Annotated in this window: 36 protein-coding genes; 9 read left to right on the forward strand and 27 right to left on the reverse strand. The window is 71.1% G+C overall.

Annotated elements, in window-relative coordinates:
* Positions 1 to 107: 107 nt before the first annotated feature.
* The 22 genes from BAY60_RS28185 to BAY60_RS28285 form a co-directional block, all read right to left on the reverse strand.
* A complete protein-coding gene (locus BAY60_RS28185) occupies positions 108 to 542 on the reverse strand; it encodes a hypothetical protein (RefSeq protein ID WP_112284382.1) in 435 nt (144 codons plus the stop codon).
* Positions 539 to 1,555, reverse strand: a complete 1,017-nt coding sequence (locus BAY60_RS28190; RefSeq protein WP_146771095.1) for a hypothetical protein — start codon at positions 1,553 to 1,555, stop codon at positions 539 to 541. Before BAY60_RS28190 ends, BAY60_RS28185 begins: the two co-directional genes overlap by 4 nt.
* A gap of 59 nt (positions 1,556 to 1,614) precedes the next feature.
* Positions 1,615 to 2,160, reverse strand: coding sequence for a hypothetical protein (locus BAY60_RS28195; RefSeq protein ID WP_112284384.1), 546 nt, complete (start codon positions 2,158 to 2,160; stop codon positions 1,615 to 1,617).
* Positions 2,157 to 2,396: a zinc finger domain-containing protein gene (locus BAY60_RS28200; protein ID WP_112284385.1), complete on the reverse strand. Its 240-nt coding sequence runs from the start codon at positions 2,394 to 2,396 to the stop codon at positions 2,157 to 2,159. Before BAY60_RS28200 ends, BAY60_RS28195 begins: the two co-directional genes overlap by 4 nt.
* Positions 2,393 to 3,511, reverse strand: coding sequence for an HNH endonuclease (locus tag BAY60_RS28205; RefSeq protein ID WP_112284386.1), 1,119 nt, complete (start codon positions 3,509 to 3,511; stop codon positions 2,393 to 2,395). Before BAY60_RS28205 ends, BAY60_RS28200 begins: the two co-directional genes overlap by 4 nt.
* Positions 3,512 to 3,605: 94 nt before the next feature.
* The gene (locus tag BAY60_RS28210) at positions 3,606 to 3,920 is read right to left on the reverse strand and encodes a hypothetical protein (RefSeq protein WP_112284387.1); all 315 of its coding nucleotides are present in this window, start codon (positions 3,918 to 3,920) and stop codon (positions 3,606 to 3,608) included.
* Between the two features lie 159 nt (positions 3,921 to 4,079).
* Positions 4,080 to 4,355, reverse strand: a complete 276-nt coding sequence (locus BAY60_RS28215) for a hypothetical protein (RefSeq protein ID WP_211330481.1) — start codon at positions 4,353 to 4,355, stop codon at positions 4,080 to 4,082.
* The gene (locus BAY60_RS28220) at positions 4,352 to 4,912 is read right to left on the reverse strand and encodes a hypothetical protein (RefSeq protein WP_112284388.1); all 561 of its coding nucleotides are present in this window, start codon (positions 4,910 to 4,912) and stop codon (positions 4,352 to 4,354) included. The genes BAY60_RS28215 and BAY60_RS28220 overlap by 4 nt, the downstream gene beginning before the upstream one ends.
* A complete protein-coding gene (locus tag BAY60_RS28225; protein ID WP_112284389.1) occupies positions 4,900 to 5,376 on the reverse strand; it encodes a hypothetical protein in 477 nt (158 codons plus the stop codon). Before BAY60_RS28225 ends, BAY60_RS28220 begins: the two co-directional genes overlap by 13 nt.
* A gap of 51 nt (positions 5,377 to 5,427) precedes the next feature.
* Entirely contained in the window at positions 5,428 to 6,072 is a 645-nt protein-coding gene (locus BAY60_RS28230) for a molecular chaperone DnaJ (RefSeq protein WP_112284390.1), read from the reverse strand.
* Positions 6,072 to 6,476 carry a DUF7694 domain-containing protein gene (locus tag BAY60_RS28235; protein WP_112284391.1) on the reverse strand — a complete coding sequence of 135 codons (405 nt, stop codon included), beginning with the start codon at positions 6,474 to 6,476 and terminating at the stop codon, positions 6,072 to 6,074. Before BAY60_RS28235 ends, BAY60_RS28230 begins: the two co-directional genes overlap by 1 nt.
* On the reverse strand, positions 6,476 to 6,760 hold the full coding sequence (locus BAY60_RS28240; protein ID WP_112284392.1) for a hypothetical protein: 285 nt from the start codon (positions 6,758 to 6,760) through the stop codon (positions 6,476 to 6,478). The genes BAY60_RS28235 and BAY60_RS28240 overlap by 1 nt, the downstream gene beginning before the upstream one ends.
* On the reverse strand, positions 6,757 to 7,146 hold the full coding sequence (locus BAY60_RS28245) for a hypothetical protein (protein ID WP_112284393.1): 390 nt from the start codon (positions 7,144 to 7,146) through the stop codon (positions 6,757 to 6,759). Before BAY60_RS28245 ends, BAY60_RS28240 begins: the two co-directional genes overlap by 4 nt.
* Positions 7,143 to 7,340 carry a hypothetical protein gene (locus tag BAY60_RS28250; RefSeq protein WP_112284394.1) on the reverse strand — a complete coding sequence of 66 codons (198 nt, stop codon included), beginning with the start codon at positions 7,338 to 7,340 and terminating at the stop codon, positions 7,143 to 7,145. The genes BAY60_RS28245 and BAY60_RS28250 overlap by 4 nt, the downstream gene beginning before the upstream one ends.
* Positions 7,337 to 8,053, reverse strand: coding sequence for a DNA translocase FtsK (locus tag BAY60_RS38635; protein ID WP_211330482.1), 717 nt, complete (start codon positions 8,051 to 8,053; stop codon positions 7,337 to 7,339). The genes BAY60_RS28250 and BAY60_RS38635 overlap by 4 nt, the downstream gene beginning before the upstream one ends.
* Entirely contained in the window at positions 8,050 to 8,448 is a 399-nt protein-coding gene (locus BAY60_RS28260) for a hypothetical protein (RefSeq protein WP_112284395.1), read from the reverse strand. The genes BAY60_RS38635 and BAY60_RS28260 overlap by 4 nt, the downstream gene beginning before the upstream one ends.
* Positions 8,445 to 8,984, reverse strand: coding sequence for a hypothetical protein (locus BAY60_RS28265; RefSeq protein ID WP_112284396.1), 540 nt, complete (start codon positions 8,982 to 8,984; stop codon positions 8,445 to 8,447). The genes BAY60_RS28260 and BAY60_RS28265 overlap by 4 nt, the downstream gene beginning before the upstream one ends.
* The gene (locus BAY60_RS28270; protein WP_112284397.1) at positions 8,981 to 9,262 is read right to left on the reverse strand and encodes a hypothetical protein; all 282 of its coding nucleotides are present in this window, start codon (positions 9,260 to 9,262) and stop codon (positions 8,981 to 8,983) included. The genes BAY60_RS28265 and BAY60_RS28270 overlap by 4 nt, the downstream gene beginning before the upstream one ends.
* Positions 9,263 to 9,311: 49 nt before the next feature.
* Positions 9,312 to 9,749, reverse strand: a complete 438-nt coding sequence (locus BAY60_RS28275; protein ID WP_112284398.1) for a hypothetical protein — start codon at positions 9,747 to 9,749, stop codon at positions 9,312 to 9,314.
* Positions 9,746 to 9,907, reverse strand: coding sequence for a hypothetical protein (locus BAY60_RS37370; RefSeq protein ID WP_170160583.1), 162 nt, complete (start codon positions 9,905 to 9,907; stop codon positions 9,746 to 9,748). The genes BAY60_RS28275 and BAY60_RS37370 overlap by 4 nt, the downstream gene beginning before the upstream one ends.
* Positions 9,908 to 10,115: 208 nt before the next feature.
* The gene (locus BAY60_RS28280; RefSeq protein WP_146771096.1) at positions 10,116 to 10,325 is read right to left on the reverse strand and encodes a hypothetical protein; all 210 of its coding nucleotides are present in this window, start codon (positions 10,323 to 10,325) and stop codon (positions 10,116 to 10,118) included.
* A 17-nt stretch (positions 10,326 to 10,342) separates the two neighbouring features.
* Positions 10,343 to 10,669, reverse strand: coding sequence for a helix-turn-helix domain-containing protein (locus tag BAY60_RS28285; RefSeq protein ID WP_170160584.1), 327 nt, complete (start codon positions 10,667 to 10,669; stop codon positions 10,343 to 10,345).
* A 197-nt stretch (positions 10,670 to 10,866) separates the two neighbouring features.
* Between BAY60_RS28285 and BAY60_RS28290 the strand changes: the two genes are divergently transcribed.
* The 5 genes from BAY60_RS28290 (at position 10,867) to BAY60_RS37375 (ending at position 14,240) form a co-directional block, all read left to right on the forward strand.
* Positions 10,867 to 11,340 (forward strand): helix-turn-helix domain-containing protein, encoded by a 474-nt coding sequence (locus BAY60_RS28290; protein WP_112284401.1) that lies wholly within the window; start codon positions 10,867 to 10,869, stop codon positions 11,338 to 11,340.
* Between the two features lie 116 nt (positions 11,341 to 11,456).
* Positions 11,457 to 12,182: a hypothetical protein gene (locus BAY60_RS38415; RefSeq protein ID WP_146771097.1), complete on the forward strand. Its 726-nt coding sequence runs from the start codon at positions 11,457 to 11,459 to the stop codon at positions 12,180 to 12,182.
* Complete coding sequence (locus BAY60_RS38640) at positions 12,179 to 12,532, forward strand: ClpX C4-type zinc finger protein (RefSeq protein ID WP_425466490.1); 354 nt, start codon at positions 12,179 to 12,181, stop codon at positions 12,530 to 12,532. The genes BAY60_RS38415 and BAY60_RS38640 overlap by 4 nt, the downstream gene beginning before the upstream one ends.
* Positions 12,519 to 13,757 (forward strand): tyrosine-type recombinase/integrase, encoded by a 1,239-nt coding sequence (locus BAY60_RS28305; RefSeq protein WP_112284403.1) that lies wholly within the window; start codon positions 12,519 to 12,521, stop codon positions 13,755 to 13,757. Before BAY60_RS38640 ends, BAY60_RS28305 begins: the two co-directional genes overlap by 14 nt.
* 309 nt (positions 13,758 to 14,066) lie before the next feature.
* Complete coding sequence (locus BAY60_RS37375) at positions 14,067 to 14,240, forward strand: hypothetical protein (RefSeq protein ID WP_170160585.1); 174 nt, start codon at positions 14,067 to 14,069, stop codon at positions 14,238 to 14,240.
* Between the two features lie 9 nt (positions 14,241 to 14,249).
* Here the strand turns inward: BAY60_RS37375 and BAY60_RS28310 are convergent, their stop codons facing one another.
* Genes BAY60_RS28310 through BAY60_RS28325 form a run of 4 tightly spaced genes read right to left on the reverse strand, consistent with a single transcriptional unit; the run spans position 14,250 to position 17,055 of the window.
* A complete protein-coding gene (locus BAY60_RS28310) occupies positions 14,250 to 14,549 on the reverse strand; it encodes a YciI family protein (protein ID WP_112284404.1) in 300 nt (99 codons plus the stop codon).
* Positions 14,550 to 14,581: 32 nt separating this feature from the next.
* Positions 14,582 to 14,998: a (deoxy)nucleoside triphosphate pyrophosphohydrolase gene (locus tag BAY60_RS28315; RefSeq protein ID WP_112284405.1), complete on the reverse strand. Its 417-nt coding sequence runs from the start codon at positions 14,996 to 14,998 to the stop codon at positions 14,582 to 14,584.
* 12 nt (positions 14,999 to 15,010) lie between these two features.
* Positions 15,011 to 16,354 (reverse strand): sensor histidine kinase, encoded by a 1,344-nt coding sequence (locus BAY60_RS28320; RefSeq protein WP_112284406.1) that lies wholly within the window; start codon positions 16,352 to 16,354, stop codon positions 15,011 to 15,013.
* A complete protein-coding gene (locus tag BAY60_RS28325; RefSeq protein WP_112284407.1) occupies positions 16,351 to 17,055 on the reverse strand; it encodes a response regulator transcription factor in 705 nt (234 codons plus the stop codon). Before BAY60_RS28325 ends, BAY60_RS28320 begins: the two co-directional genes overlap by 4 nt.
* Positions 17,056 to 17,194: 139 nt before the next feature.
* Between BAY60_RS28325 and BAY60_RS28330 the strand changes: the two genes are divergently transcribed.
* The 4 genes from BAY60_RS28330 to BAY60_RS28345 all read left to right on the forward strand — a co-directional run bounded on the left by BAY60_RS28330 (position 17,195) and on the right by BAY60_RS28345 (position 21,240).
* Positions 17,195 to 18,238 carry a LolA family protein gene (locus BAY60_RS28330; RefSeq protein WP_112284408.1) on the forward strand — a complete coding sequence of 348 codons (1,044 nt, stop codon included), beginning with the start codon at positions 17,195 to 17,197 and terminating at the stop codon, positions 18,236 to 18,238.
* Positions 18,235 to 19,224, forward strand: a complete 990-nt coding sequence (locus BAY60_RS28335) for an ABC transporter ATP-binding protein (protein WP_112284409.1) — start codon at positions 18,235 to 18,237, stop codon at positions 19,222 to 19,224. Before BAY60_RS28330 ends, BAY60_RS28335 begins: the two co-directional genes overlap by 4 nt.
* On the forward strand, positions 19,221 to 20,108 hold the full coding sequence (locus tag BAY60_RS28340) for an ABC transporter permease (RefSeq protein ID WP_425466491.1): 888 nt from the start codon (positions 19,221 to 19,223) through the stop codon (positions 20,106 to 20,108). The genes BAY60_RS28335 and BAY60_RS28340 overlap by 4 nt, the downstream gene beginning before the upstream one ends.
* A gap of 418 nt (positions 20,109 to 20,526) precedes the next feature.
* Positions 20,527 to 21,240, forward strand: a complete 714-nt coding sequence (locus tag BAY60_RS28345; RefSeq protein WP_342769792.1) for a hypothetical protein — start codon at positions 20,527 to 20,529, stop codon at positions 21,238 to 21,240.
* Positions 21,241 to 21,346: 106 nt separating this feature from the next.
* Here the strand turns inward: BAY60_RS28345 and BAY60_RS28350 are convergent, their stop codons facing one another.
* The gene (locus tag BAY60_RS28350; RefSeq protein ID WP_112284410.1) at positions 21,347 to 22,288 is read right to left on the reverse strand and encodes a LysR family transcriptional regulator; all 942 of its coding nucleotides are present in this window, start codon (positions 22,286 to 22,288) and stop codon (positions 21,347 to 21,349) included.
* Positions 22,289 to 22,333: the final 45 nt, after the last annotated feature.

Consider the following 22,333-nt stretch of genomic DNA (forward strand, 5'->3'; position numbering starts at 1 on the left):
CTAGCACCCTGGTTTCGGGGGCTGCCCCGTTCGGGACTCCTCTATTATGTCCTGTTTCATGACACTATCGCAAGTGGACATATCGTGGTCCGCGTCACACGGTGCGGCTACGCCTCAGCGATTCGGCGGGCCTCGGACTCGGCGAGCTCGCGAGCACGGGCGGCGCTGGGCGCGTAGGCGTTGACGTAGCGGACCTGCTGGCCGTGCACGGCGGCCTCGAGGTCGCCGGCCTGCTCGTCGACGTGCACGCGTTCCTTCGGCCAATCGTCGGCGTCCAGCACGATGCGCGAGGCGCCGCCCAGCCGCGCGGGCTCGCGCAGCTCCCAGCCCTGCCCCACCGTGACCACGACTTGGCAATGCCACACGTGCACGACGAGGACCGGGCCCGCCGGCGCCATGCGTACCGGCAGGACGGAGTGGCCGGGCCCGAGCTCGTCGGCGGCCGCGCCCGCCGTGCCCTGGTCGGGGAACGCGGCGAGCAGCTCGACGGTGTCGGTGTGCGGCGCGCGCCGCACGATTACGAACAGCTCGTTGTCGGTCACGATGCTTCCTCCTGTTCGAGTTCACGCAGGATGTCCATGACGTCGCCGATGCGGTAGCGCGGGTACCGGTACGGGTCGTGCGGGTGCGGCGGGTGCTGGGTGAGGCGGCCGCGGTGAGCGTAGCCGCGGATCATCGCGGCGGTGACCGGCCGGTCGAGGCGCGACAGTGCGCGGGAGGCCTCGACCGCGGTGGCGAGCTGGTCCTCGACCGCCTTGAGCAGGTAGTCCTGCCGGGCGGTCAGCTCCCAGGCCGCCTTGCACGCCGGGCACTGCACGACCGCGCGGCCCGGCGGTGCGTAGATGTCGGCCTCGCACACCGCGCCGTCGCCGAGCTCGGCCCCGCACTGGCCGAGGTACACCTTGTCGGCGGGCCGGTCGATGACGCGCCGGACCCGCTCGACGAGCCCGGTGATGTCGCGGTGCATCTCGCCAGCGGCGGGATGCTCGGCGAGCAGGCCCGGCACGGTGGCCATCCAGTCCGCGGCGCTAGCCACCGACCGATACCTCGGGTTGAGGTGCGGGTACGTCTCGGCGAGGTCGCGCGCCCAGGTCGAGATCGTGTTCCGCAGCTCGGCCGCGAGCTCGGCCGCGCGCCGGTTGAACGGCACCGGGCTCGACGTCGGCCGCGCGCCGCCGCCGGCGCCCGCCACGCCGAACTTCTGTTGCCGGGCGATCGTCAGGTCGAGCTCGGCGCACAGACTGCGGTGGTAATACGCCACCGCCCGTTCCTGACCCGATGCGCGCAGCGTCGCGACCCGCTCCCGCAGCCAGGTCAACTCGGCCTCGTCGACCGGCTCGCCTGCGGCCTGGCGTCGCTCGAGCTCGGCCAGGACCGGGCGGGCCGCGGCCAGCTGGTCCCTCGTCGCGACCCGGTCCCGGTGCACGCGCACGCGCAGCATGCCGCCGGCACCGAGCGCGCGCAGGTCGTCCCGCAGCCGGTCCGTGCAGTCGGGGCACAGGTTGGTCTGCGTGGGCCGGTCGCATCCGGCCGCCGTGCACGTCTGGCTCAGCACTGCCACCACCCCCTTTCGACGCATGGCCATGATCGACTACGGGACTTTCCTGGTCGCTGTCATCCGAGGAGCCTTTCGATCAGGCGACGCAGCCAACCGGGCCGAGCGGGTTCGTCGAAGCCGACCGTGCGACCGACGACGGCCACGTGCACGTCGACCGGCACCTCGACCAGCCGGGCGTCGGCCTGGGCGCACAGCGACTTCCACGAGTAGCGGGCCCTCGCGTTCGGCAGGTCGCGGCCATTGAGCCGCACCCACACCCAGCGGTCGTCGAGCCTGGCGGCCTCGTCGCCGGACCGCTCGTCGCGCACCCGGTGCACGTCGGCCGGGGGCTCCTGCTCGGCGGTAAACACGCGCGGTGAGTCGGCGTCGAGCTTCACCGCGGCCACGTGCTCGGTCAGGTCCGTCTCGCCGTGGTTCGACAGGAACACGACACGGCGCAGCTGCGCCGACGCGTCCTGGTCCACGCCGGTCGACGCGAGCCTGCGACCCAGCTGCGTGTTCATCGTTTGGCAGCGCACCGAGCAGTACTCCTTGCTCAGCCACGGCAGCACCGGCACATCGCAGCCGGGCCGCTCGCATATCCGGGGCTCGGGGGTGGTCATGTCCTCTCCTCGGTGGGTGGTGGTTCGTCGGGGGCGTCGTAGCGGCTGGGGTGGTAGCCGCCCATGCGCACGCGGCGGCCGCGGCGGCCGGGGCGGGTGCACGGCTCGAACGGCACGGCCCGGCAGGCCGGGCACGGCCTCGGGCGCGGGTTCGGGCGCACCTCCGGCGCGTCCTGCTCGGCGGGCCCGTTCCAGAACAGGCCGTCGCGGCTGCCGGGCGTCTTGCGCCGGGTCACGGTGGCTCACCCCGGTCGGCCTGGGCGTGCAGGCACAGCTCGCAGTCGTCGTCGAGCGGCTGCCCGTGCACACAGCGCTGCTCCTGGTCCTCGGCGAGCTCGGTGAAGTCGGGCGCGGGGTCACGTGATCGGCGGTGGTAGATGTCCGGCGCGTCTGGGCGGCGAGCTGGCTGTCGAGATGAGCGGGGAAGGGCATCACGATCGCGCTGCCCGACCCGACCCGACCCGGACCCTTCCGGCGACATCGTTGCGGCTTGTCGTTGTGGTTGTGCCGCCGTTTCAACGCGTACGTCACCTGCGGATTCGTTGTCGGGGCCCGTTGCGGGCGACAACGCTCGTTCGTAGTCGTGTGCGTTGTCGTGTTGGTTGTCCGGTGCGTTGTCGTGTGCGTTGTCGTTGTCGTTGTCGCTCGGCTCGTCGGGCAGGTCGAACAGGGCCTCGCCGCGCTGCTGCCAGGCGGCGCGCTGCTCGTCGGTGGGCGGGGACAGCAGCCGCATCCCGGCCTCGTCGGGCGTGCGGTGTCCCTTGGCCTCGTTGCAGCGCGCGCACGCCACGACGTAGTTGGCGCCGTCCGCGCCGGCGGCCTTGTCCGGGTCGACGTGGTCGTACTGCAGCGCGCGGCGCCGGTCCTTGGCGCGGCCCATGCCCTTCTTGCGCAGCGGCCCAGAGCCGCAGTAGCGGCAGCAGCCGCCGTCGCGGTCGTAGACCGCCGCGCGGAGCCTGCCATCGCGGCTGTCGGCCTTCTGGGCCTGATTGCGGTTGTACTCAGCCCGGGTCGGGTTGCGCTTGATGAACCCGCACACGCGGTAGTCGAAGCCCTCGACCCACGGGCCGGAGTCGTCGAGACAGTTGCGCTCGTCGCAGGTGTCGCCCTCGCGGTGCAGGAACGGCTTCTCACCCAGCACCGGCGTGCACAGCAGGTCGAGGAGCTTGGCGTCACACAGGTTGAGCGCCTGCCGCCGGGTGAGGTACCCGTCGTGCAGGTGGCTCGCGGACTCGAGTTTCAGTCGCATGTAGGCGGCCTGCAGGCGGTCGCGCAGCACGGGCCTGTCGCCGGCGAGGGCGAACCAGCGCGGGTCGCGGCCGAGGGTGTCGGAGAACAGCGCGAACGGCATCTCAGGCCACCGCCCGTAACGTCGCGTCGTCCTTGGCCTCTCGTTGGCCGCACATCGGCCACCCCCCGCATCGTGCTTGTCGACGGTGTGTTCATCACTGCATCGCGCCCAGCGACATCAGCCAGCGGACCTCGCCGGACAACATCACGTAGGACACCGAGACGAACCCGCTCTCGGCCACGAGACGGCCGATGCGGCCGCCGTAGTGGCAGAAGCGGCCCGGGTCGGGATCGTGGCCCGGCGGCCGCGGGATCACGGTGCCCAGCTCCGGCGCCCCGACGACCGCGGCATCGGCCATCCAGTCGCCCGGGGTGCGCCATAGCCGCTCGACCTCCCGGCGTACGCCGTGCGGCACCCAGTCCGGCCAGCGGTAGCCCTGCCAGCCCTGCGGCTTGTCCTCGCCCGTCATGCTCGGCCTCCCTTCTGTGGACGCGGGCCGGCCGCGCCCCGGGGAAGGAGGGCGCGGCCGGTGCTTGTGAACAGGCGTGCAAGAGGTCCGGAGACGGCTCGCTGCCGAGATCACGCCGCCATGCGGCGAACACGGGCATCGAGCCGCAGTCCGGTGTGGTCATCGACCACCAGCCGGTGATACGTCCGCGGCCGGCGCGGGCTGCTCGTCGTCGGGAGGCTCGAACGCGTCCGTGGTGGCCTCGGCCCACAGCTGCGCCTCGTCGGACATCTCGTAGTACCGGTCGAGTACCGGCAGCGCGCATGCTGCGGCTTGCGCGAGCGTGGCGTGCACCTGCGCGACGGCGGCCTCCGCCATGACCTGCTCTGGTCGGCCGCCTTCGCGCGCGAGAGCGAGCAGCTTCTCGGCTTCGCGGTAGTGCTCGGGGCCCGTCATTTCACGTCCTCGACCTTCGTGAAGCCGAGCGGCTCGACGTCCTGGCGTGGCAACGGCTGCTCGTAGATGAGCGCCGAGATGCCGGTGCCGACGGTGTACTCGAGGTAGGAGTCGGTCGTGGCGTCGCGGCCGTAGTAGGTGCTGCACGACCCACTGCCGCCGTAGTAGACACCGTCCATCGCCGGCGCGGGCAGCACGAGATCTCCGTCGGTGCTGTCGCCGTCGCGGATCCGGTAGTTCGGGGTCAGTGATGCGCAGTAGGAGACCGGCAGGCCCTTGAAGATGAAGTAGCCGACCAGCTGCCCGTTCGACGCCTGCAGGTACACATAGGACAGCTTGTTCGGCTCGTCCCATGTGTCGATCCAGAAGTTGATCGTCTCCCGCGTGGGGCTGTAGCTCATGGTCTTGGCGGGCTGCCCCGCGGTCAGCCGGTCATAGCTCGACTGCTGGCGGTTGGTCTCCTGCTGCTGCGAGCTCGGCTGGTCCTCGCATGCGGCGAGGGCGAACAGCGTGGCGAGGGCCGCGAGTGCGGCGAGGATCCGTTTCACGCGGTGCACTGCGTCTCCTTGTCGTTGATGTCGAGGCGGTAGGGCAGGTTCGAGGCGCGGAACTGACCGGCCGTGCCGGCCTTCTCGGCGTCGGCGTTGTACTGGTTGATGTCCGCCGCTCGGGCCGCGGTCACCGCCGTGAGGTTGGCCCGGATCTGCGTGACCCGGGTCGTGGGCGGCTCGGTGCCGAGCTCGTCCTGCAGCGCCGCGAGCGTGGCCTCCTTGCTCTGCACCGCGGCGCACAGGTCGAAGAACCGGTCGTAGGCAGTGATGCGGTAGTCCGGGTCAGCGACGGTCCGCTCGCGCTGCTCGGTGGTGCCGCGGAACTCCGCCGTGCTGCGCTTGAACCAGCCCCAGCCAAAGATCGCCATCGCGGCGATCGCCGCGGCCACGATCAGCGCGACGGCGGCGAGCGCGACCCCGCCGACGGCGAGCGCGCCGCCCTCCTTGATCCCCTGTCGGGTTAGTCGCATCGGTCGGTCTCCTGCTCCCTGGGTCGTGTCCTCAATGGACGATTTGATCTTTCACACACGGGATGGCTCCCGAGGCTTGAGCAGCTGCCGCGCGGCATCGACGCGTCGCCAGTCCGCCGGGTCGCCACCGCGGTCCGGATGCGCGCGCAGCGACGCCAGGCGGAGCAGGGTGGTCACGTCGGACAGCTCGGTCATGTCGGTGAAGGCCTGCAGCCACCGCAGCGCCTCGTCGCGGGTGGCGAACGAGTCGGGTGCCGCGGCCTCGATGGCGCGCCAGCCGGCGTACTGCTCGCCGCGGCCGGCGACGCCGTGCCGGTCGACCGCCCGCAGCGCCTCCAGTGACAGCGCGATCGCGCGCACGTTGGCCTGCCAACCGGGCGTCACCGCATGGTGGCCGGCGCTGCCCTCGTAGGTGTCGCAGGCGTAGGTCAGTTCACCGTGCCGGCACGTGAAGGTGAGCGCCACGCCCGGCTGACTCGGCCGGGCACTGGCGCGCAGCATCCCGTCCCGCCGGATGTCGCCGGCGTCGACGCACGCGCGGACCACCACGGCGCCGATCACGCCGAGGTGCTTGAGCTCCCGCTCGAGCAGCGCCAGCGTGTCTGGCCAGCTCGACCGGAACCGAACCGAGGACAGCCGCGGCTTGGTCACCTGCCACGGCCACTCGCGCAGCGGCTCGATACGCCACGAGAACATCAGATCGTCCCGTACTTGCCGAAGTCGGGCAGCAGCCGCGTGCCGTCCGCGCGGCCCCACAAGTGCAGCACGCGCTCGTGAGCGTTGATGTGATCGTCGGGCGGCACGAAGCACTGGTAGGCGTGGCCGTCCGGCCACACCGCCGCGTGCAGCAGCGTGAGGTCCTCGTAGCTGGGCACACCGTCGGGTCGCTGCATCGAGGCGTGGATCCAGGGGATCGGCGCGCCACGCTCGTCGCGGTCGTCGTCCTCGTACCAGCCCGTCACGATCACGATCCCGACCGGGCGGCCGTCTCCGTTGTGCGCGATGTAGGAGAAGCCGTCCGGCCCCAGCGGGCGTGGCAGGCTCCACTGCTTACGGCCGAGCCGCTTGCGGATCGCCAGCCCGTCGACGAGGTCGGGCATCAGTGCTTCCCCCTTCGGTGCTGATTCGCCTTCGGGCAGGTGGCGAAGTGGGCGACGTGCAGCAGGACGCCGAGTAGCCGCTTGCGGGCGGCGGGGGCGCGGCCGAGGACGCCGGCCATGAGTCGGCCGCCCTGCACGGCGATCATGACGTTGCCGTTGCTGCTGGGCTTGAGGTCGACGGGCATGCGCTCGCCGTCTTCGGTGGTGGCCCACAGAATGTGAGCGCGGCAGGACTTGCAGGTGTCGCGGAACGGCGCCAGCTCGGCCGATGTCGGCGTGTTCATCTCGCACCCTTCCTGTCGTCGGCCCACGCGAGGGCGAGCTCGCGACGGATGCGGGCGAACAGCTCGCCCCACGGCTGCGGCTCGTCCGGCGCGTGGTCGGGCGCCTGCTCGGGTCCCGGGTCGGCCCACGGGAACGGCTGCTTGCGCAGCTCGGCGACGATGTCGTTGGCGCACTGGAGGTCGGCCCGCAGCTGCGCGAGCTCGGCCGCGTCGGGCGGGTTCGCGGTGAGCGGCTCAACGATCTGCGTGCGCACCGCGTCGGCGAACGCGTCGATGGTCTCGGCGGGGAGCGGGTCGTCGCCGGCCTTGCGGGCGAGCCGGTCGTCCACGCGCTTGAGCACGGTCGCCGGGTCCGGCAGCGCGTGCCCGTTCAGCGTGGCCGTCATGGCGCACCGGTCCTCGCCTCACGTAGCCCGAGCCGCGCGCACAGCGCGGCCACGGTCCACCACGGGTCGTCGAGGGCGAGGGCCTGCAGCGTGCCGAGCACGAGCGCGCCCCAGGTCATCACCTCGGCGAGCGCGGGCGGCACGCGGATGCCGGCAGCCTCGTCGACGGCGAAGGTGAGGCCCGCGAACGTCACGACTGATCTCCTTCGGGGTCGATGACGCGCAGCACCTCGGGGAGGCCCTCGACGGTGACGAGCACGTCGCGGGCGACACCCGGGCCGGCGAGCGGGCCGACGACGCCTGCGTGCTCGAGCTGGCGCATGAGCTGGATGGCCTTCGCGTGGCCGATGCGCAGCTTGCGCTGCACCATCGACATGGAGCCGAACTGCGAGGTCACGACGAGCTCGGCAGCGTGACGCAGCAGCGCCGGGTCCAGATCCGCGGCGGCCGCGGGCTCCGGGTCGGACGTGTCGTCCCAGTCGACGACACCGGGGTCGTCGAAGGAGCCGGTGTGCTCGTCGTCGGTCGGGTCGTCGTCGGGCTCGTCCTCGGACGGGGCGACGTGCAGGCCGGCGCCGTCGCGCAGGATGTTCGGCGGCTCCGCCGAGTTCTCGAGCTCGAGCTCGAACGGCAGCTCGACCTGCCCAGTGCGGCGCTCCCAGCCGCGGCGCCACAGCCGACGCGCCGCGGCCGCGTCCGCGGTGTGCCCGAGAAAGCCCTCGATCGCGCGAACGCGCAGCTTCGCCACGACCTCGCCCGTGCCGACCTTCGTGCGGATCTCGTCGCAGTCGACCAGCGCGACCACGACGTGCACGCCTTCGGGGTTGTCGAGCACCGCGCGGGCGATGTCGACCAGGCCGTCCGCGTCGCCGGTGGGCAGCCGCCCGGACAGGCTGTAGCTGTTCATGCCGGCCGCCTCTCCGCCTGTGCGGCGAGCTCGGCCTCGACGATCTCGGCGAGCTGGGCGATCGAGATCGGCTCGGTGAGCCGTTTTGCTGCGCCGAGCAGTGGGTGCTCGACCTCGTCCGGAATGCAGGCCAGCCGCACGGGCGTGCCGTCGAACAGGCCCCCGTCGACACCGACCTGGACGTCGCCCTTGTGCAGGTTCACGTGGGCGACGGCGTCGGTCAGGCTCCGTGCCCACTCCAGGATCACGCGCAACCGGGCCGCCGTATCACGGCCGGCGAGGTGGACGCTGACGCCGTACAGCGGTGCGATCGAGGCGACGTCCTTGCCGAGGTGATGCTGCGCCATGTGCAGCAGTAGCGAGTTCACCCGGGCAGCCACAGGATGCAGGCTCACGCGATCGCCTCCGCAATCAGCAGCGTCGCGAGGAACCCGAGCCCGCTCGCCAGGAGCGCGAGCACGACGAACACAACACCGCCGACGATCAGCACCTCGACCGCCTTGCCGAAGTGGTTGCCCAGCCGGTTGGGCACAGTGGCCTTGTCCAGCATCACCACGCCCCCCATCCCCACAAAGTCACAGACCGAGGTGCGCAGGCTCACCGCGCAAGTCAACGAGCTCAGATCCCGGGCCCCTGCATCGACTGCGACAAGAGACGTCGGCTCGGCCGTATCGCGCCGGGACGCACACCAGTTGGTGCCGCCACACAGCCGGTCTTTCGCGCGGCCGATCACGGCGGCGTGCGTCGTGCAGTACTGCCGCGCGCATCCCTTGAGGACCCATTCGCCGGGATCGGTGCAGCGATCGCTGTATGCCGGGTCGTGCGGGCTGGCGGCGTGTTGCGCGCTGGCACCGCACCGCTCCACCCGCGGCGCGAGCCGGATGTTCGGATGTCCCTCGACGTAGGCGCGAGACGTGACGGTGACGGTCATGGGCCAGTCCTCTCCGCTGGCGTGCGTGCCGCCTCGATCCGCCCGAGCAAGCGCAGACGGATTGCGGCATGCGGTGTGCAGTAGTCGTGCTCGTAGGGGTGCAGGTGCCAGGCCGCCGGCTCGGCGCACCGCCAGCGATGGCACGCGGTGCCCAGCGCCATCGACGCGTGATTCGACTGCTCGAGCAGGTACAGGTCGGCGAGCTCGGTCAGCGAACCCGTGGCCGGCGGGAACTCGGTGCTGCCCTCGGCTGAGACCTCGGACTCGGTGGGTGTCACTCATCACCACCACCGAGGACGATCGGCACGTCGGCCCACTCTGGCGCGGTCACCACAGCAGACCCCCCAGCAGCAGCGCGCCCGCGACGACGACGAGCACAGCGGCCACCATCAGGCAGCCGGCCAGGCGACGGCCGACCCGGCGCGGCCGACGCCCGACAGTCGGCTCGCCCTGCCCGTCCGCCTCCTCATGCCAACGGACCGCGGGCGCTGCGTGGCGTGTCGGCTCGACGGGCAGCCGCTCGTAGATGTCGGTCGGGCCGTCGTCGGCGATCATCCGCGCCAGCGGCACCGTGATCTGCTCGGTCAGCTCCTCGTCCGCGTCGACCAGGTGCTCGACGCCGCCCGGGTCCTCGTGCTGGCGGCGTCGATGGCGATGCATGGGCCTCACCGGCACATCGCCCTGCTCGCGGCGCCACAACTCGATGAACGGCACGGTGGGATACCGGTCGTAGTCCTGCGGCTCGGCGGCCGCGGCCGTGGTCATCGCGCCGCACCACCTTCCGCGATGGGCGGCGGCTTGCGCACGACGACCGAGGCCGGCATCGGGTCGTCGCCCGGTACCCGCGGCTCGGTCGGCTTGCATCCGGCCAGGGCGAGCGCCGCGAGCGCGACCGCCGAGGCGGTAACCTTCCTGTGGATCACTTGGGAGCTCTCCTCTTCGGGATGGGTGGTTTTCTCTCGGGTGATCTGCGGCCCGGCGGTTGCAGCGCCGGGCCGCCTCTTCCTGATGGCCCCCAGCCGCCGCCGAGGCGGGAATCGACGGCGGCCGGGGAAGATCGCTAGCTCACCTGGTCCTGCTCCCCGCCCCGCGGCCGCTCCACTGCTGGCTCGGGTCACGGCGGCGGGGAGGTCAGGCGGCGCGGAGCTTCCGGCGGGCCTTGTGCTTGCCGGTGACGCGGTAGGGGCATCCGGCGTCGGCCCAGCGGTCCACCTCCGTGCGGCGGGCACGCCACGTACAGCCTGGGCCCGGTTGCACGCCAACGAGCAGCCCGCGCTTCAGCGCGAGCAGCACATTCTCTTGATGGCGGCCGGTGTAGGCGGCGATCTCACTGGTGGTCATCCACGGCGACTGGGGCATCACGCCACCGCCGCCGCGTTGTGGTTGCGCCGCGGGGCCTTCTTGTCCTGCTCGGTGTCCTGCCGCTTCGGCGGATGGGTCGGCTCGTTCGGGGGCTGGTTGGGCGGCTCGGAAGGGTCACCCTGCGACGTCCGCTTGCCCGCGTGCAGGGCGTCCTCGGGCAGTTCAAGGATGCGTTCGAGCCGACGAAGCAAGCGCTGAGAGGGCTGGTCGGCACCGCAGATGACGTTGTCGAGGTAGGCCGGCGAAATCCCGGCCCGCCGCGCGATCTCGGCGTTCACCAGATCCTGCTTGTCCCGGCGCTCCTTGAAGAGGTCTCGGTTCATCGGGGGCATACAAGGACAATGCCAGCACATGCCATTGCATGTCAATGGCAAAACCTGGCAAGTACTGGTCTAAGACGGCACTCTTGCCTTCTTCTGAGTTTTTCTGTACTTTTCCTGGCATGCACCTACTACAGCGGTCGCATGCTCCCCCTGGTCGACGGCCCAATACTTGCATTTTTCTGGCATACTCTGGGCGCATGGAGGAGCGGCGGAAGATCGCGGGACGGCGCATCAAGCGAGCGCGGCTACACGCTGGCTACCGAAGTCAGCGAGCCTTCGCCGACGCGATAGGGATTCACGAGACCACGCTCTCCCGAGCAGAGTCCGGTGATTCCCGCGTGGGAGAGGCCACGTTCGTCGCCATTGAAGGAGGGCTCAAGTGGCCCGACGACTGCATCACGCGCTACCTGGAAACCGGTGACGAGAGCCTCCTGCCGTCCATCGGGCGACCCGGGCAGGCAGAAGAAGAGCCGGAGCCCGAACCCCCAGCCGCTCCCTCGCTCGCCGACCAGATGAAAGCGGTCAGGGACGAGCTACTGCTCATCGCCGAGGAGCGCCAGCGGCTGGCCGAGCGCGAAGAAGCCGCGCTCCACCGCGCCGAGGAGCTGCTCGTCGAGTCGGGCGAGCCGCCCGAGCGACGAGGCGAACCCACTGAACGCCGCGTCGGCTAAAACCGGGTAACCGAGGTAAACCGGGTAACGGTTTCACTACCAAGCGTTGCCACTCAGGTGAGGGAGGTGCTTACGGTGACCATCCCGAACGTCACCCACCACGAGGACCCGGCCGCATGTCCCTTCCGGACGACCACGACCCCCCTAGACGAAGCCGCGTCGAAAGCGTGCTCGACCGGCTACAGCAGCGGATCGACGAACTCGACCGCCAGGAGAAACCCGACAACGTCGTCGACCTCGGCGCACGCCGCATCAAACGCGGCGCCCTTGGCCTCGCCGTCCTCACCCTCGGCCTCGGTGCCGCCGCCTACAAGCACCCCGTCACCGCGGCCGGCATCGTCGCCGCGCTCGGCGTCGCCGCGGCGGTCATCTTCACCCCACCGTGGGGCGGCGCGCCTGACGACGCCCTGCCCCCGCCTTCCCCTCCGCCCGCGCCGGCCGAGACGAGCGAGCCACCCATGACCACCACCGCACCCACACCGCCACCGACATCGCCCACCACGATCCCTGACGGCCCTGTGCCCGCCGAACCACCCACAACCACGCCGAACGGCGACGAGCAGCTCGTCGGCGAAACACCACCGACCACTCCGGCCGGCGCCGAGCCGCCCCCGGCCGGCACCGAGCCCACGGCACCCCCGGGCGGAGACTCCCGACCGCCGCCCGAACGCGGCGGGGATGAAGACGGCGACGAAGACGAGAACGGCGACGGCCGCGATGACGACCAGGACGACGACCGCGACCGGCGGCGCCGCTGCCTCGTCGTGCTTCCCGACCCCACCGTCGACGTGAACGCCTGCTTGTCCGCCGTGAGCGAACTCGTCGAGGAGGTAACCCCATGATCTTCGGCAACCGTAGGCAGCTGGAACGCGACATCGTCGACGCCCTCGAATCGATGAAGGACGTCACCGAGAAGTTGTTCGAGCACGTCCAGAACCGGGTGGGAGAAATCGAAGACCGGGTCAAGACCGCGGAGGGTGCCGCCGCCGATCCTGACACGCTGCACTGCGCCTTCTGTGGCAAGAGCCGAACCAAGGTGCGGCAGCTGATCGCCGGACCTGGCGTGCACATCTGCAACGAGTGCGTACTGCTGTGCGTCGAGATCCTGTTCGAGGAAACACCCGCCGAAGTACGCCCCTTCACCTCGGAGCAGACACCCGACCAGCAGGAGACCCCCGATGGCGTGGGCTGAGAAACTCGCGACCGGCTGGCGAGGCCGCTACCGCGACCAGCACGGCATCAAGCAGAAGGTCACACAACCCGACGGGTCCCTCTTTCCCCGCAAGCGCGACGCCATCGAGGCAGCCGAGGAGGAGGCAGTCAAGGCCCGCCGGACAGCCGCCGTCAAACAGGGGAAGCTGCCGGCCTCTGTGAAGTGGGGCGACTGGTGGGACGCCATCGCCGAGGATCGCAAGTTCGAGGAGTCCGACACCGCCTCCACCGAGCGCTACATCGTCGACAAGTGGGTCCGCCCGAAGTGGGGCGAGACGCCCCTAAACAAGATCACCCACGATGACGTACAGGAATGGGTCGACGACAAGGAGGACGGCCTCGGCGTCCGCAATGGCATGTCACCGCGCTACGCCCGCCGTGTCTACGCGGTCCTCTCCGTGTCCATGTCCACCGCAGTCAACAAGAAGGTGCTCGACGCCTCGCCGTGCGTAGGGATCAAGCTGCCGAAGATCCCGAAGAAGCCGAAGCCGTACGTGCAGCTCGAGCACGCCGAGAAGCTGAACCTGCGCGAGGACTACCAGGACGCCGTCGACTTCGGCCTCGAAACAGGCCTACGGCCTGGCGAGTTGTGCGGCCTGCACGATCACCGGCTCGACCTCGAAAACGGCTGGATGGAAGTCGTCGAGGCCTTCGTCCACCGCCGACGCGTCATCCGGCCGATCCCGAAGGACGAGGACGCACGCATGGTGCCGCTGTCGTCGAAGGCGATCGAGATCGCGCGCCGTCGACTCGCCGGCCGCGACCTCACCGCAGGCTGCGGACTACCGCACACGGACGGCGAGGACTGCAAGCACGCCCTCGTCTTCCTGACGTTGCGCCGACGGGTGATGCATCCCGACGCAGTCGGGCAGTGCCTCCGGCGTGCCGCCGAGAAGGCGGGCGTTCCGCGAGAGAACGCCCATATGTACGCCCTTCGCCGCGGATTCGGCACACGCGCCGGCCGTGGCGGTATGGACGCATTCCTGCTCGCGGATCTCATGGGCCACGCTGACGTGCGGGTCACCCGCGGCTACGTCCAGATGAGCGAGCAGGCACGCGGTCAGGCGCTTGCCGCGCTCGGCGAGCAGGTGCCGCTCAAGGTCGTGGGGCAGCGTGGGGCAGCCGCGCGGGGCAAACGTGGGGCAGACCTCGACAGGAGCCCGCTGGAATCAGATGGAGAGGAGAGCGCCGAAAACACCGGATGACCAGCAGATACACCGTTAACCACAGGATCAGACTGGAAAAGGATGGATACCGTGAAACCGCAGGTCACGCACAAATCGCCACAATGGCGATGTTGCGCAGGTCCGTGCGGACCTTCTCGGCGGCGGCGGTAGGCACGCGTCGGCTCCTGGGGGGAAACGGGAACAAGGACTTGTGACCAGCGGCTTTCGCGCCAGGCGTGGTCCTGTCCAGGATACTCGGAGCGGGACTGTGCCCAGCGACACACCTCGATCAAGGGTAGGCTCACCTAACCTGACCGGGTAGGCGCGAGACGGCTTGGAGTGTGGCGAGTGGGCAAGAAGCACGGGGCCAAGGGCGCCGACGCCGACCCCAAGGCGACCGTCCGCAAGCTCATCAAGGCGGGCAAGGTCAAGAAGAAGTGCTGCAAGTCGAAGCCGCGCTGCAAGAAGTGCCCCGTGCTCGCGCTGAAGAAGGCCAAGGGCGAGTTGGCCAAGGCCGCGTGAGCGGGCGGATCAGCGCGCGAGCGCCTCGTTGAGCAGCCGCAACTCCGGGCAGGTACGGGTCGCCGAGAACTCCACGACCTCGTAGTGCGCGTAGTGAGCCAGTGCCAGCGGATCCGCGGCCAGCAGGGCGTCGAGCTTGCCCCGGCTCATCGGTTTGGCGACCATCACCTCCCCCAGATGCTGCTCCCGCCTGCCCGAGGCGACGAAATGGCCGTGCTCGTACTGGCTGGCGAGCCACTCCATGTGGTCGGGCAGAAGGTAGTCGATCTCCTGCCGTGGCGCGGTGTAGGTCAGCAAGACGACGAACATGTCTCCCACGGTAGGTGACGAAAGTCACAATTTCATTCCCGTGTGGCCTGGCCGGGCGAGGCGTCCAGCAGGGCCCGCAGCGCGGGCACGAGAACCCGGTCCGCGGGCAGCCAGTCGACGCAGGCCAGTTCCGGCCCGGTGACCCAGCGCAGGGCCCTGTGCTCCACGGCGCGCGGCTCGACCGCGTCGGCCAGGACGGCACCGTAGACCCGCAACACCTTCCCTCCGGGCAACGCGACGTCGGCACCGACCCGCTCGCCCGGCACGACGGCCACCGACAGTTCCTCGGCGCATTCCCTGCGGACCGCGTCGGTCTCCGACTCGCCCCGCTCGACCCTGCCCCCCGGCAGCTCCCACAGGCCCGCGGCTTCGGCCGGGTAGGCGCGCTGCTGGACCAGCAGCGCGCCGTCGCGTACGACGGCCGCGCCCACGATCACGACGGGTTCCACGAGCAGGCGACGCTACCCGCGGTGCTTGGGCCAGACCACCTGGAACCGCGCGCCGCCCTCGGGTGACTCGCCGACGGTGACGCGGCCACCGCGCCTGCGCACGGCCTCGGCCACCATCGCCAGCCCCAGCCCCGTGCCGCCCGACGTCCGCGCGCGGTCATCGGAGACCCGGTAGAACCGGTCGAACACCCGCTCCCGGTGTTCCGGAGCGAGGCCGGGGCCGTCGTCGTCGACCACCACGCGCACGCGCGAGCGCGACGCCAGCACCGACACGACGATCTGCGACGCGGCATAGCGGCACGCGTTGCGCAGCAGGTTGTTCAGCACCAGCTCCACCTCCGCCGGAGCGGCAAGCGCCCACGCCTGCGGCACGGCCGCGCTCACCCGCACCGGGGGCGCGTCCGCGGGCAGCCGCTGCGCCGCGGCCCTCGCCTCGGTGACCAGCTCCACCGGCTCGACCGGTGGCAGCTCGCCCGCGTCGGACCGGGCCAGTGTGAGGAGGCCGTCGAGCAGCGCGGAAAGCCGTTCGGCCTCCTCGAGTACGTCGGCGAGGGTCTCGTGGGCCAGGTCCGGGTCCGGGTTGGCCACGGCGACCTCGGCCTGCACGCGGATGGAGGCGACAGGCGAGCGCAGCTCGTGCGCGGCGTCGCCGGTGAACCGGCGCAGCCGCTCGCTGGCCTCCTCCTGCCTGGCCAGCAGCGCGTTGAGATCGGAGGCCAGCGCGCGCAGCTCGTCGTGGGCGTCCGGCAGCGGCAGGCGCTCCCCCGGCGGCAGCCGCCGCACCGAACGGCGCATCCGCCCCACCGGCCGCAGCGCGGCACGCACGCCGAGCCAGGACGCGAGCGTCGCGACCAGCGCACCCACCAGCGCCACGAACAGCAGCCAGCGGGAGCCGTCGGCAACCGCCTCGGCCGAGCCGACCATCGGCGCGCCCACCGCGACGAGCCGCTGCGAGCCGTCCGGCGCGGTGGCCACCGATCCGAGCCAGCGCCACTTCGACACCACGGCGCCCTCGAACTTGTTGGTGACGGGCAGCCCGGCCTTGAGCGCGCTGACGTCCTCGGCATCCAGGCTCGCGGGCCGCTGCCCGTCCACGGGCGAGCCCGCCGTGTCGAGCACGCGCACCTCGATGCCCTCCGGCGGGACCGGCGCCCGGCCCGCCGCGACACTCGCCTGCGCCGAGTCCAGCGTCACCCGCAGTTCCTCGTCCACCGACGACACCAGCAGCGGACCCAGCGCCTTGCCCGCCAGCGTGGCGAGGCCGAACAGCACCGCGAGCGTGATGGTGGACGCGATGAGCGTGATCCGGAAGCGCAGGCTGCGCCGCAGCCACCAGCGGCGCGGGGACGAGATCACCCGGTGGTCACCTGGTCGAGCTCCGGGTCGGAGGCCACGTACCCGTGCCCGCGGACGGTCCGGACGAACGCGCCCGCGCCGACGGCGTCGAGCTTGCGCCGCACGTACCCCACGTAGACCTCGACCACGTTGCGCGTGGCCGCCTGCTCGTCGCCCCACACGGCGCGCAGCAGCTCGTCCTTGGTCACCACGGTGCCCGCACGGCCTGCCAGCACCTCCAGCAGCGCGAACTCCCGCGGGCTCAGCGCCACCACGTCGTCGTTCCAGCGCACCTCGCGGGCGGCCCTGTCGACGACCAGCCCCCCGATGCGCAGGGCACCCCGCACGCCCTGCGAGGTGGCGCGGCGCAGCACCGCCCGCACCTGCGCGACGAGGACGACGAACGAGAACGGCTTCACGAGGTAGCCGTCGGCGCCGAGGTCGAGGCCGTCGGCCTGGTCGATCTCGCCGTCCTTCGCCGACACGAGCAGCACGGGCGTGTGCACGCCCTGCGCGCGCAACTGCTGGAGCACCCGGTAGCCGGACAGCCCGGGCAGCATGATGTCGAGCAGGAGCACGTCGAACGCCCCGGTCTGGGCGAGCCGCAGTGCGCTGGGGCCGTCCGCGGCCGTCACCACGTCCATGCCCTCGGCCGTCAGGCCGCGCTGCAGGGCCTTGCGCACGCCGGGTTCGTCGTCGACGACCAGTACTCGGGGTCTCACGGTTCTCAGGATGCCGTTTCCGGGCCGGTTCCGCGCGTGCTCTCAGCCCGTTCTCAGCATCTCAGTCCGGTCTCAGTCGTGGGCGAGCACGCTGAGACAGGAATCCGGGGCACACTGGAGACGCGAACTGGGAGGGCTTGTGAACCCGAAGAGGAAAGCACTGGCGGTGGCCGTGGCAGGCACCGCGCTCGGCGCGGCCGGGCTCGGCCTGCTTGCGGTGCCCGCGGGTGCGGGTGAGGCACCGGAGCTGCCGCCGGTCGGCGCGCAGGCGCTGGTGCAGTCCGTGCTGGAGGCCGACCCGCCCGCGCTGGCGGGCACGGTCGCGTTCGACAACCAGCTCGGCCTGCCGTCGATGCCGGGCGTGCCGATGCTGGACATGGACTCGGCGCGCGTCTACTACGACGGCGAGGGCGACAGCAGGATCGCCGTGCAGGACGGCAACTCCGAGCAGACGATCGTCCGCGACGGCAACACCGTGTGGATGTACGACTCGGCGACCGACACGGCCACCAAGACCGACGCCCGGAGCCACCATCCGCGGGAGGAGAACCCGCAGGGCCGGATGAGCGACCCGGCCGCGGCCGCGGCCGATCTGGTGTCCGACCTGCGTGCGAGCAGCACGGTGTCGGTGGACGGCACGGCGCGCGTCGCGGGAAGGCCGGCCTACGAGCTGGTGCTCACCCCGAAGCCGGAGGAGCGGACGCTGCTGCGCGAGGTGCGGGTGGCCGTCGACTCGGAGAGCAGGCTGCCGCTGCGGCTGTCGGTGCTCACCAACGGCACCACCGAGCCTGCCCTGCAGCTCGGATTTACCGACATCGACTTCGGCGCGCAGCCCGCGGAGCTGTTCGAGTTCACGCCGCCGCGGGGAGCGACGGTCACCGAGGCCGAGCCGGACGTGGAAGGCGCCAGGGACGCGGCGCGTGCCGGGGAGCCCCGGCTCGTCGGCGAGGGCTGGGACGCGGTGCTCGTCGGGCGGGTGCCCGCCGATGTCCTGTCGGGCGGCGAGGAGGACGGCAACGTCCGCGGCATGCTCGACCGGCTCAGCACGCGGGTCAGCGGCGACTGGGGCTCCGGGCAGCTCGTGAGCACCAGCATCGGCACCGCCATCCTCACCGACGACGGCCGGTTCGCCCTCGGCGCCGTGCCGCAGCAGGTGCTGACGAAGGCGCTGGCAACCCGGTGAGTACGGCAGTCACCGGCGTGGACGTCCCCGGCACGGGGGCGTCCACGCCCGCTTCACCGCCCGCGGCGAGGACCAGGGGGCTGCGCAAGACCTACGGCAGCACGGTCGCCGTCGACCACGTCGATCTCGACATTCCCGAGGGCGCGGTGCTCGGCATGCTGGGGCCCAACGGCTCGGGCAAGACCACCACGATCCGGATGCTGCTCGGGCTGGTGCGGCCCACGGCGGGCGAGGCGAGCCTGCTGGGACATCCGATGCCCGCCGGGGCGGCACACGCCCTGCCCCATGTCGGCGCGCTGGTGGAAGGGCCCGGGTTCCATCCGTTCCTGTCGGGGCGGGAGAACCTGCTCCGGCTGGGTGCGGCCGAACCGAAGCTGTCCGGCCGCGAGATTCCCAGGGCCGTGGACGCCGCGCTGGAACGGGTGGGTCTCGCCGGTGCGGCGACGCGCCGCTACCGGGGCTACTCGCTCGGCATGAAGCAGCGGCTCGGCCTCGCCGCGGCGCTGCTCGTGCCCCGGCGAATGGTGGTGCTGGACGAGCCGACCAACGGGCTCGACCCCGCGGGCACGCGCGAGGTACGCTCGATCATCGCCGAGCTGCACGCCGCCGGGGTCACCGTGCTGGTGTCGTCGCACCTGCTGGCGGAGGTGGAGGCCACCTGCACGCACGTCGCGGTGCTGCACGCGGGCACGGTGGTGGCACAGGGGGAGCTCGCCGAACTGCTGGAATCCGGCTCACCCGGTCTCGTGGTGTCCACACCGGACGCCGCCGAGGCCGTGGAGGCCTTGCGCCGTAACCGGATTCCGTCGCGGCTCACGCCCGAGGGAGTCCGGGTCGACCTGACGGCCACGACGGCACCCGAGGTGGTGTCGGCGCTGGTGCACGCGGGGGTGTCCGTGCACGAGGCGCGCCGTGCCCGCACGGGCCTGGAGGATCTGTTCGCGCGCCTGACGCAGCAGGAATCGAACGGGGAGGTGTCCCGGTGACGGAGACCCTGGAATCAGCACCTCCTCCTTCCCCCGCGGCGGATGGCCCGTCCCGTGCTCCGCTGCCGCGCCTGCTGCGAGCCGAGCTCCGCTGGATCTTCCGCAGGCCGCGCACGCTCGTGGTACTCGGTCTCCTGGCGGCGATCCCGGTGATCATCGGCGTCGCGCTGACACTGGTCGACTCCCCCGGACCGCCGGACGGCGGCGGTGACGGCGACGGTGGCTCCCTCGTCGCCACGGCCGCGGGCAACGCTCTCGTTCTCCCCATCGCCGCGCTCGCGATGGCGCTGGGGCTGCTGTTGCCGCTCACCGCGGCGATGGTCGGCGGCGACGCGCTCGCGGGCGAGCAGGCACACGGCACGCTGCGGGGCTGGCTGCTCGCGCCGGTGAGCCGGGGCAGGCTGCTGTTCGTCAAGGCGTTCGGGGTGGCCACGTTCGCGGTGTGCGCCGCGGGGGTGATGGCGCTGACCGGCATCGTCACGGGCCTGGTGATCAACGGAACCGATGCGCTGGTGTCGCTGTCCGGCACGACGCTGACGTTCCCGGAGGCGCTGCTGAAGGTCGCCATCGCCGCCGGGTGGGTGTCGTTGCAGCTGTGGGCGGTCGGTGCCGTGGCGCTGGCGATCTCGGCGTGCACCGAGCATCCGATGGTGGTGCTGGCGTCGGTGCTCGGCGGCGTGGTGGTGTTCTCGGTGCTGCAGTTCCTGGACGCTCTGGACTGGCTGCATCCCTTCCTGCTCAACGCATCCTGGCAGGACCTCGCCGATGTGCTGAGGGACCCGATGCCGGGCGGCGCGCTCGCCGAAGGAGCCCTGCGCGCGGCCTGCTACATCGCGATCGCCTTGTCCCTGGCCTATGCCCGCCTGAGCACCAAGGACGGCTGAAAGCTCCCCAATGCGGCATTCGCTCCACTGGATGGAGCGAATGCCGCATTGGCTCCATCCAGTGGAACAAATGTGGCATTGGGGAGCTTTAGTCCGATCGGGTGGGCGCGGTGCGAGTGGGTTTCTCGTACCCGTTCCGGCATCGTTTCTGTCGGTGGGCTCCCGGAATCTCGTCGGCATTATGAGACGAGGCTATTGGGCCGACCACCCGTTGGTGCGCGGCCAGAAGAACGGTCCAGACGTGGTGCGGGCGGCGGAACTCGAGGCGCTCGGCATGCCACGTAACACCATCTACCGTCGCTGTCTTCCCGGCGGCCCATGGCGCCGCCTACTCCCCGGTGTCATTCAGCTGAACCCGGCTGAACCGACAGCACGACAACGAATCGCCGCGGCATTGCTCCGGGGCGGGCCGGATTCGATGATCACCGGCCTGTGGGCGGTCCGTCAGTACGGACTCCGGCGCACGCCGGAACCGGACGACGTCCATGTGCTCGTGCCGGCCGAACGGGAAGTCACCAGTGCAGGCTTCGCGCTGATCGAAAGGACCACCCGCCTGCCGAAGCCGCAGCGGCGCGACGGCATTCCCGTAGCGCCGGTGCATCGGGCTCTGCTGGACGCGGCGCGGCGGATCCGCGACTTCGACACCATCCGAGCGATGCTCGCCGAGGCGGTCCAGCGCGGCAGGTGCCAGCCAGAGACCTTGGCCAGGGAACTGGAGTTCGGCAGCCAGCGCGGGTCGGCGCTGCCTCGCCGCGCGCTCGGCGAACTCTTCGCGGGCGCCCGGTCGGTCGCCGAGGGGGATGCATGGCGGTTGTGGCGCAGGGCGGGCCTGCCGGACTGCGAGTGGAACGTCCCCGTGTACGACGACTCCGGCGCCTACATCGCGACACCGGACGCGTGGTGCGACGAGGTGGCGCTCGCCTGGGAGATCGACTCGAAGGAGTTCCACTTCGAACTCGCCGACTACGCCGACACGTTGTCCCGCAACGCCCGCTACGCCGCCGCGGGCATCATCGTGTTGCCGACCCTGCCCGCCCGCCTGCGTACCGAACCCGAGGCAGTCGTCCGCGAACTGCGTGCCGCATACCAGGCGGCGTGTAACCGGCCCCGTCCACCGGTGCGCCGCGGTTGAGGGGGCGAGCTCCCCAATGCGGCATTCGCTCCACTGGATGGAGCGAATGCCGCATTAGCTCCATCCAGTGTAACAAATGTGGCATTGGGGAGCTTTGGGCAGCGCGTCAGGTTGGGGCCGGTGTCCAACGGGCTCCGGTGGGGAGGTGGAGGTCGTGGGCGGCGGCTTGCAGCAGGGTCGCCATCAGGCCACGTGCGGTACGGGACAACGGGCGCATCGGATCGTGGACGAGGCAGATGTCGCGTTCCACCACCGGCTCGGCCACCACGCGCCTGCGCAGCTTCACGAACCCCATCATCGGCACCACCAGCGCCGGAACCATGGACACGCCGAGCCCGGCGGCGGTGAGCCCGGCGACGGCGCCGATGTTGCGTGCCTCGGTGACCGGCCCCAGCTCCACCCCGGTCTCCCGCAACGTCGCGTCCACATAGGCCCGGATGCTCGTACCGGCGTCGAACGCGACGAACGGCTCCCCCTCCAGATCCCGCCACGTCAAGCGCTTGCACCCGTCGAACCGGTGCCCGGGCGGGAACACGCACACGAAACGGTCGACGGCGATCCGCTGCGCGTGCAGGGACGGCGGCACCGTCGGCGACACCGTCACCGCCATGTCCACAGTGCCTCCCGCCACGTGGGCGAGCACCTCCTGTGACAGTCCATCCCGGACGGACACCGACACCTGCGGCCGGTGCTCACGGAAAGCCGACAACACCGGCGGCAGCATGCTGCCCGCCAGCGACGGCAGCGCGGCGATCGACACCGAACCGCGGGTGCCCTCCAGGTAGCCCTGGAAGTGGTTCAGCGCGGCGTCGAAGTCGGCGATCAGCCTCCTGGCGATCACCAGGAACTCCTCGCCGTCCGGCGTCGGCCGGACGTGCCTGGTCGTGCGCTCGAACAGCGGCACGCCGATGCGGTGCTCGATCTCCAGCACGGCGCGGCTCAGCGACGACTGCGCGACGTGCAGCGTGCGAGCGGCCGCCGAGTAACCACCCGCGTCGGCGACGGCGACCAGCACCCGCAGGTGCCGGATCGACAGGTCGATGCTCACAGCGCATCAATCTATGCTGAATCAATGCTGGACGCCAGCAAATGA

The organism is Prauserella muralis, assembly GCF_003202285.1.
GTDB classification, from domain to species: Bacteria; Actinomycetota; Actinomycetes; order Mycobacteriales; family Pseudonocardiaceae; genus Prauserella_B; species Prauserella_B muralis.

Excerpts from the sequence above, each read along its gene's own strand:
- BAY60_RS28215 (WP_211330481.1), bottom strand. The coding sequence starts at position 4,355 with ATGACGGGCCCCGAGCACTACCGCGAAGCCGAGAAGCTGCTCGCTCTC.
- BAY60_RS28305 (WP_112284403.1), top strand. The coding sequence starts at position 12,519 with ATGGCGTGGGCTGAGAAACTCGCGACCGGCTGGCGAGGCCGCTACCGC.
- BAY60_RS28230 (WP_112284390.1), bottom strand. The coding sequence starts at position 6,072 with ATGTTCTCGTGGCGTATCGAGCCGCTGCGCGAGTGGCCGTGGCAGGTG.
- BAY60_RS28205 (WP_112284386.1), bottom strand. The coding sequence starts at position 3,511 with ATGCCGTTCGCGCTGTTCTCCGACACCCTCGGCCGCGACCCGCGCTGG.
- BAY60_RS28235 (WP_112284391.1), bottom strand. The coding sequence starts at position 6,476 with ATGCCCGACCTCGTCGACGGGCTGGCGATCCGCAAGCGGCTCGGCCGT.
- BAY60_RS28245 (WP_112284393.1), bottom strand. The coding sequence starts at position 7,146 with ATGACGGCCACGCTGAACGGGCACGCGCTGCCGGACCCGGCGACCGTG.
- BAY60_RS28345 (WP_342769792.1), top strand. The coding sequence starts at position 20,527 with ATGATCACCGGCCTGTGGGCGGTCCGTCAGTACGGACTCCGGCGCACG.
- BAY60_RS28265 (WP_112284396.1), bottom strand. The coding sequence starts at position 8,984 with ATGACCGTCACCGTCACGTCTCGCGCCTACGTCGAGGGACATCCGAAC.
- BAY60_RS28280 (WP_146771096.1), bottom strand. The coding sequence starts at position 10,325 with ATGACCACCAGTGAGATCGCCGCCTACACCGGCCGCCATCAAGAGAAT.
- BAY60_RS38635 (WP_211330482.1), bottom strand. The coding sequence starts at position 8,053 with ATGAACAGCTACAGCCTGTCCGGGCGGCTGCCCACCGGCGACGCGGAC.
- BAY60_RS28210 (WP_112284387.1), bottom strand. The coding sequence starts at position 3,920 with ATGACGGGCGAGGACAAGCCGCAGGGCTGGCAGGGCTACCGCTGGCCG.
- BAY60_RS28290 (WP_112284401.1), top strand. The coding sequence starts at position 10,867 with ATGGAGGAGCGGCGGAAGATCGCGGGACGGCGCATCAAGCGAGCGCGG.
- BAY60_RS38640 (WP_425466490.1), top strand. The coding sequence starts at position 12,179 with ATGATCTTCGGCAACCGTAGGCAGCTGGAACGCGACATCGTCGACGCC.
- BAY60_RS28240 (WP_112284392.1), bottom strand. The coding sequence starts at position 6,760 with ATGAACACGCCGACATCGGCCGAGCTGGCGCCGTTCCGCGACACCTGC.
- BAY60_RS28285 (WP_170160584.1), bottom strand. The coding sequence starts at position 10,669 with ATGAACCGAGACCTCTTCAAGGAGCGCCGGGACAAGCAGGATCTGGTG.
- BAY60_RS38415 (WP_146771097.1), top strand. The coding sequence starts at position 11,457 with ATGTCCCTTCCGGACGACCACGACCCCCCTAGACGAAGCCGCGTCGAA.
- BAY60_RS28275 (WP_112284398.1), bottom strand. The coding sequence starts at position 9,749 with ATGACCACGGCCGCGGCCGCCGAGCCGCAGGACTACGACCGGTATCCC.
- BAY60_RS28310 (WP_112284404.1), bottom strand. The coding sequence starts at position 14,549 with ATGTTCGTCGTCTTGCTGACCTACACCGCGCCACGGCAGGAGATCGAC.
- BAY60_RS28195 (WP_112284384.1), bottom strand. The coding sequence starts at position 2,160 with ATGACCACCCCCGAGCCCCGGATATGCGAGCGGCCCGGCTGCGATGTG.
- BAY60_RS28225 (WP_112284389.1), bottom strand. The coding sequence starts at position 5,376 with ATGCGACTAACCCGACAGGGGATCAAGGAGGGCGGCGCGCTCGCCGTC.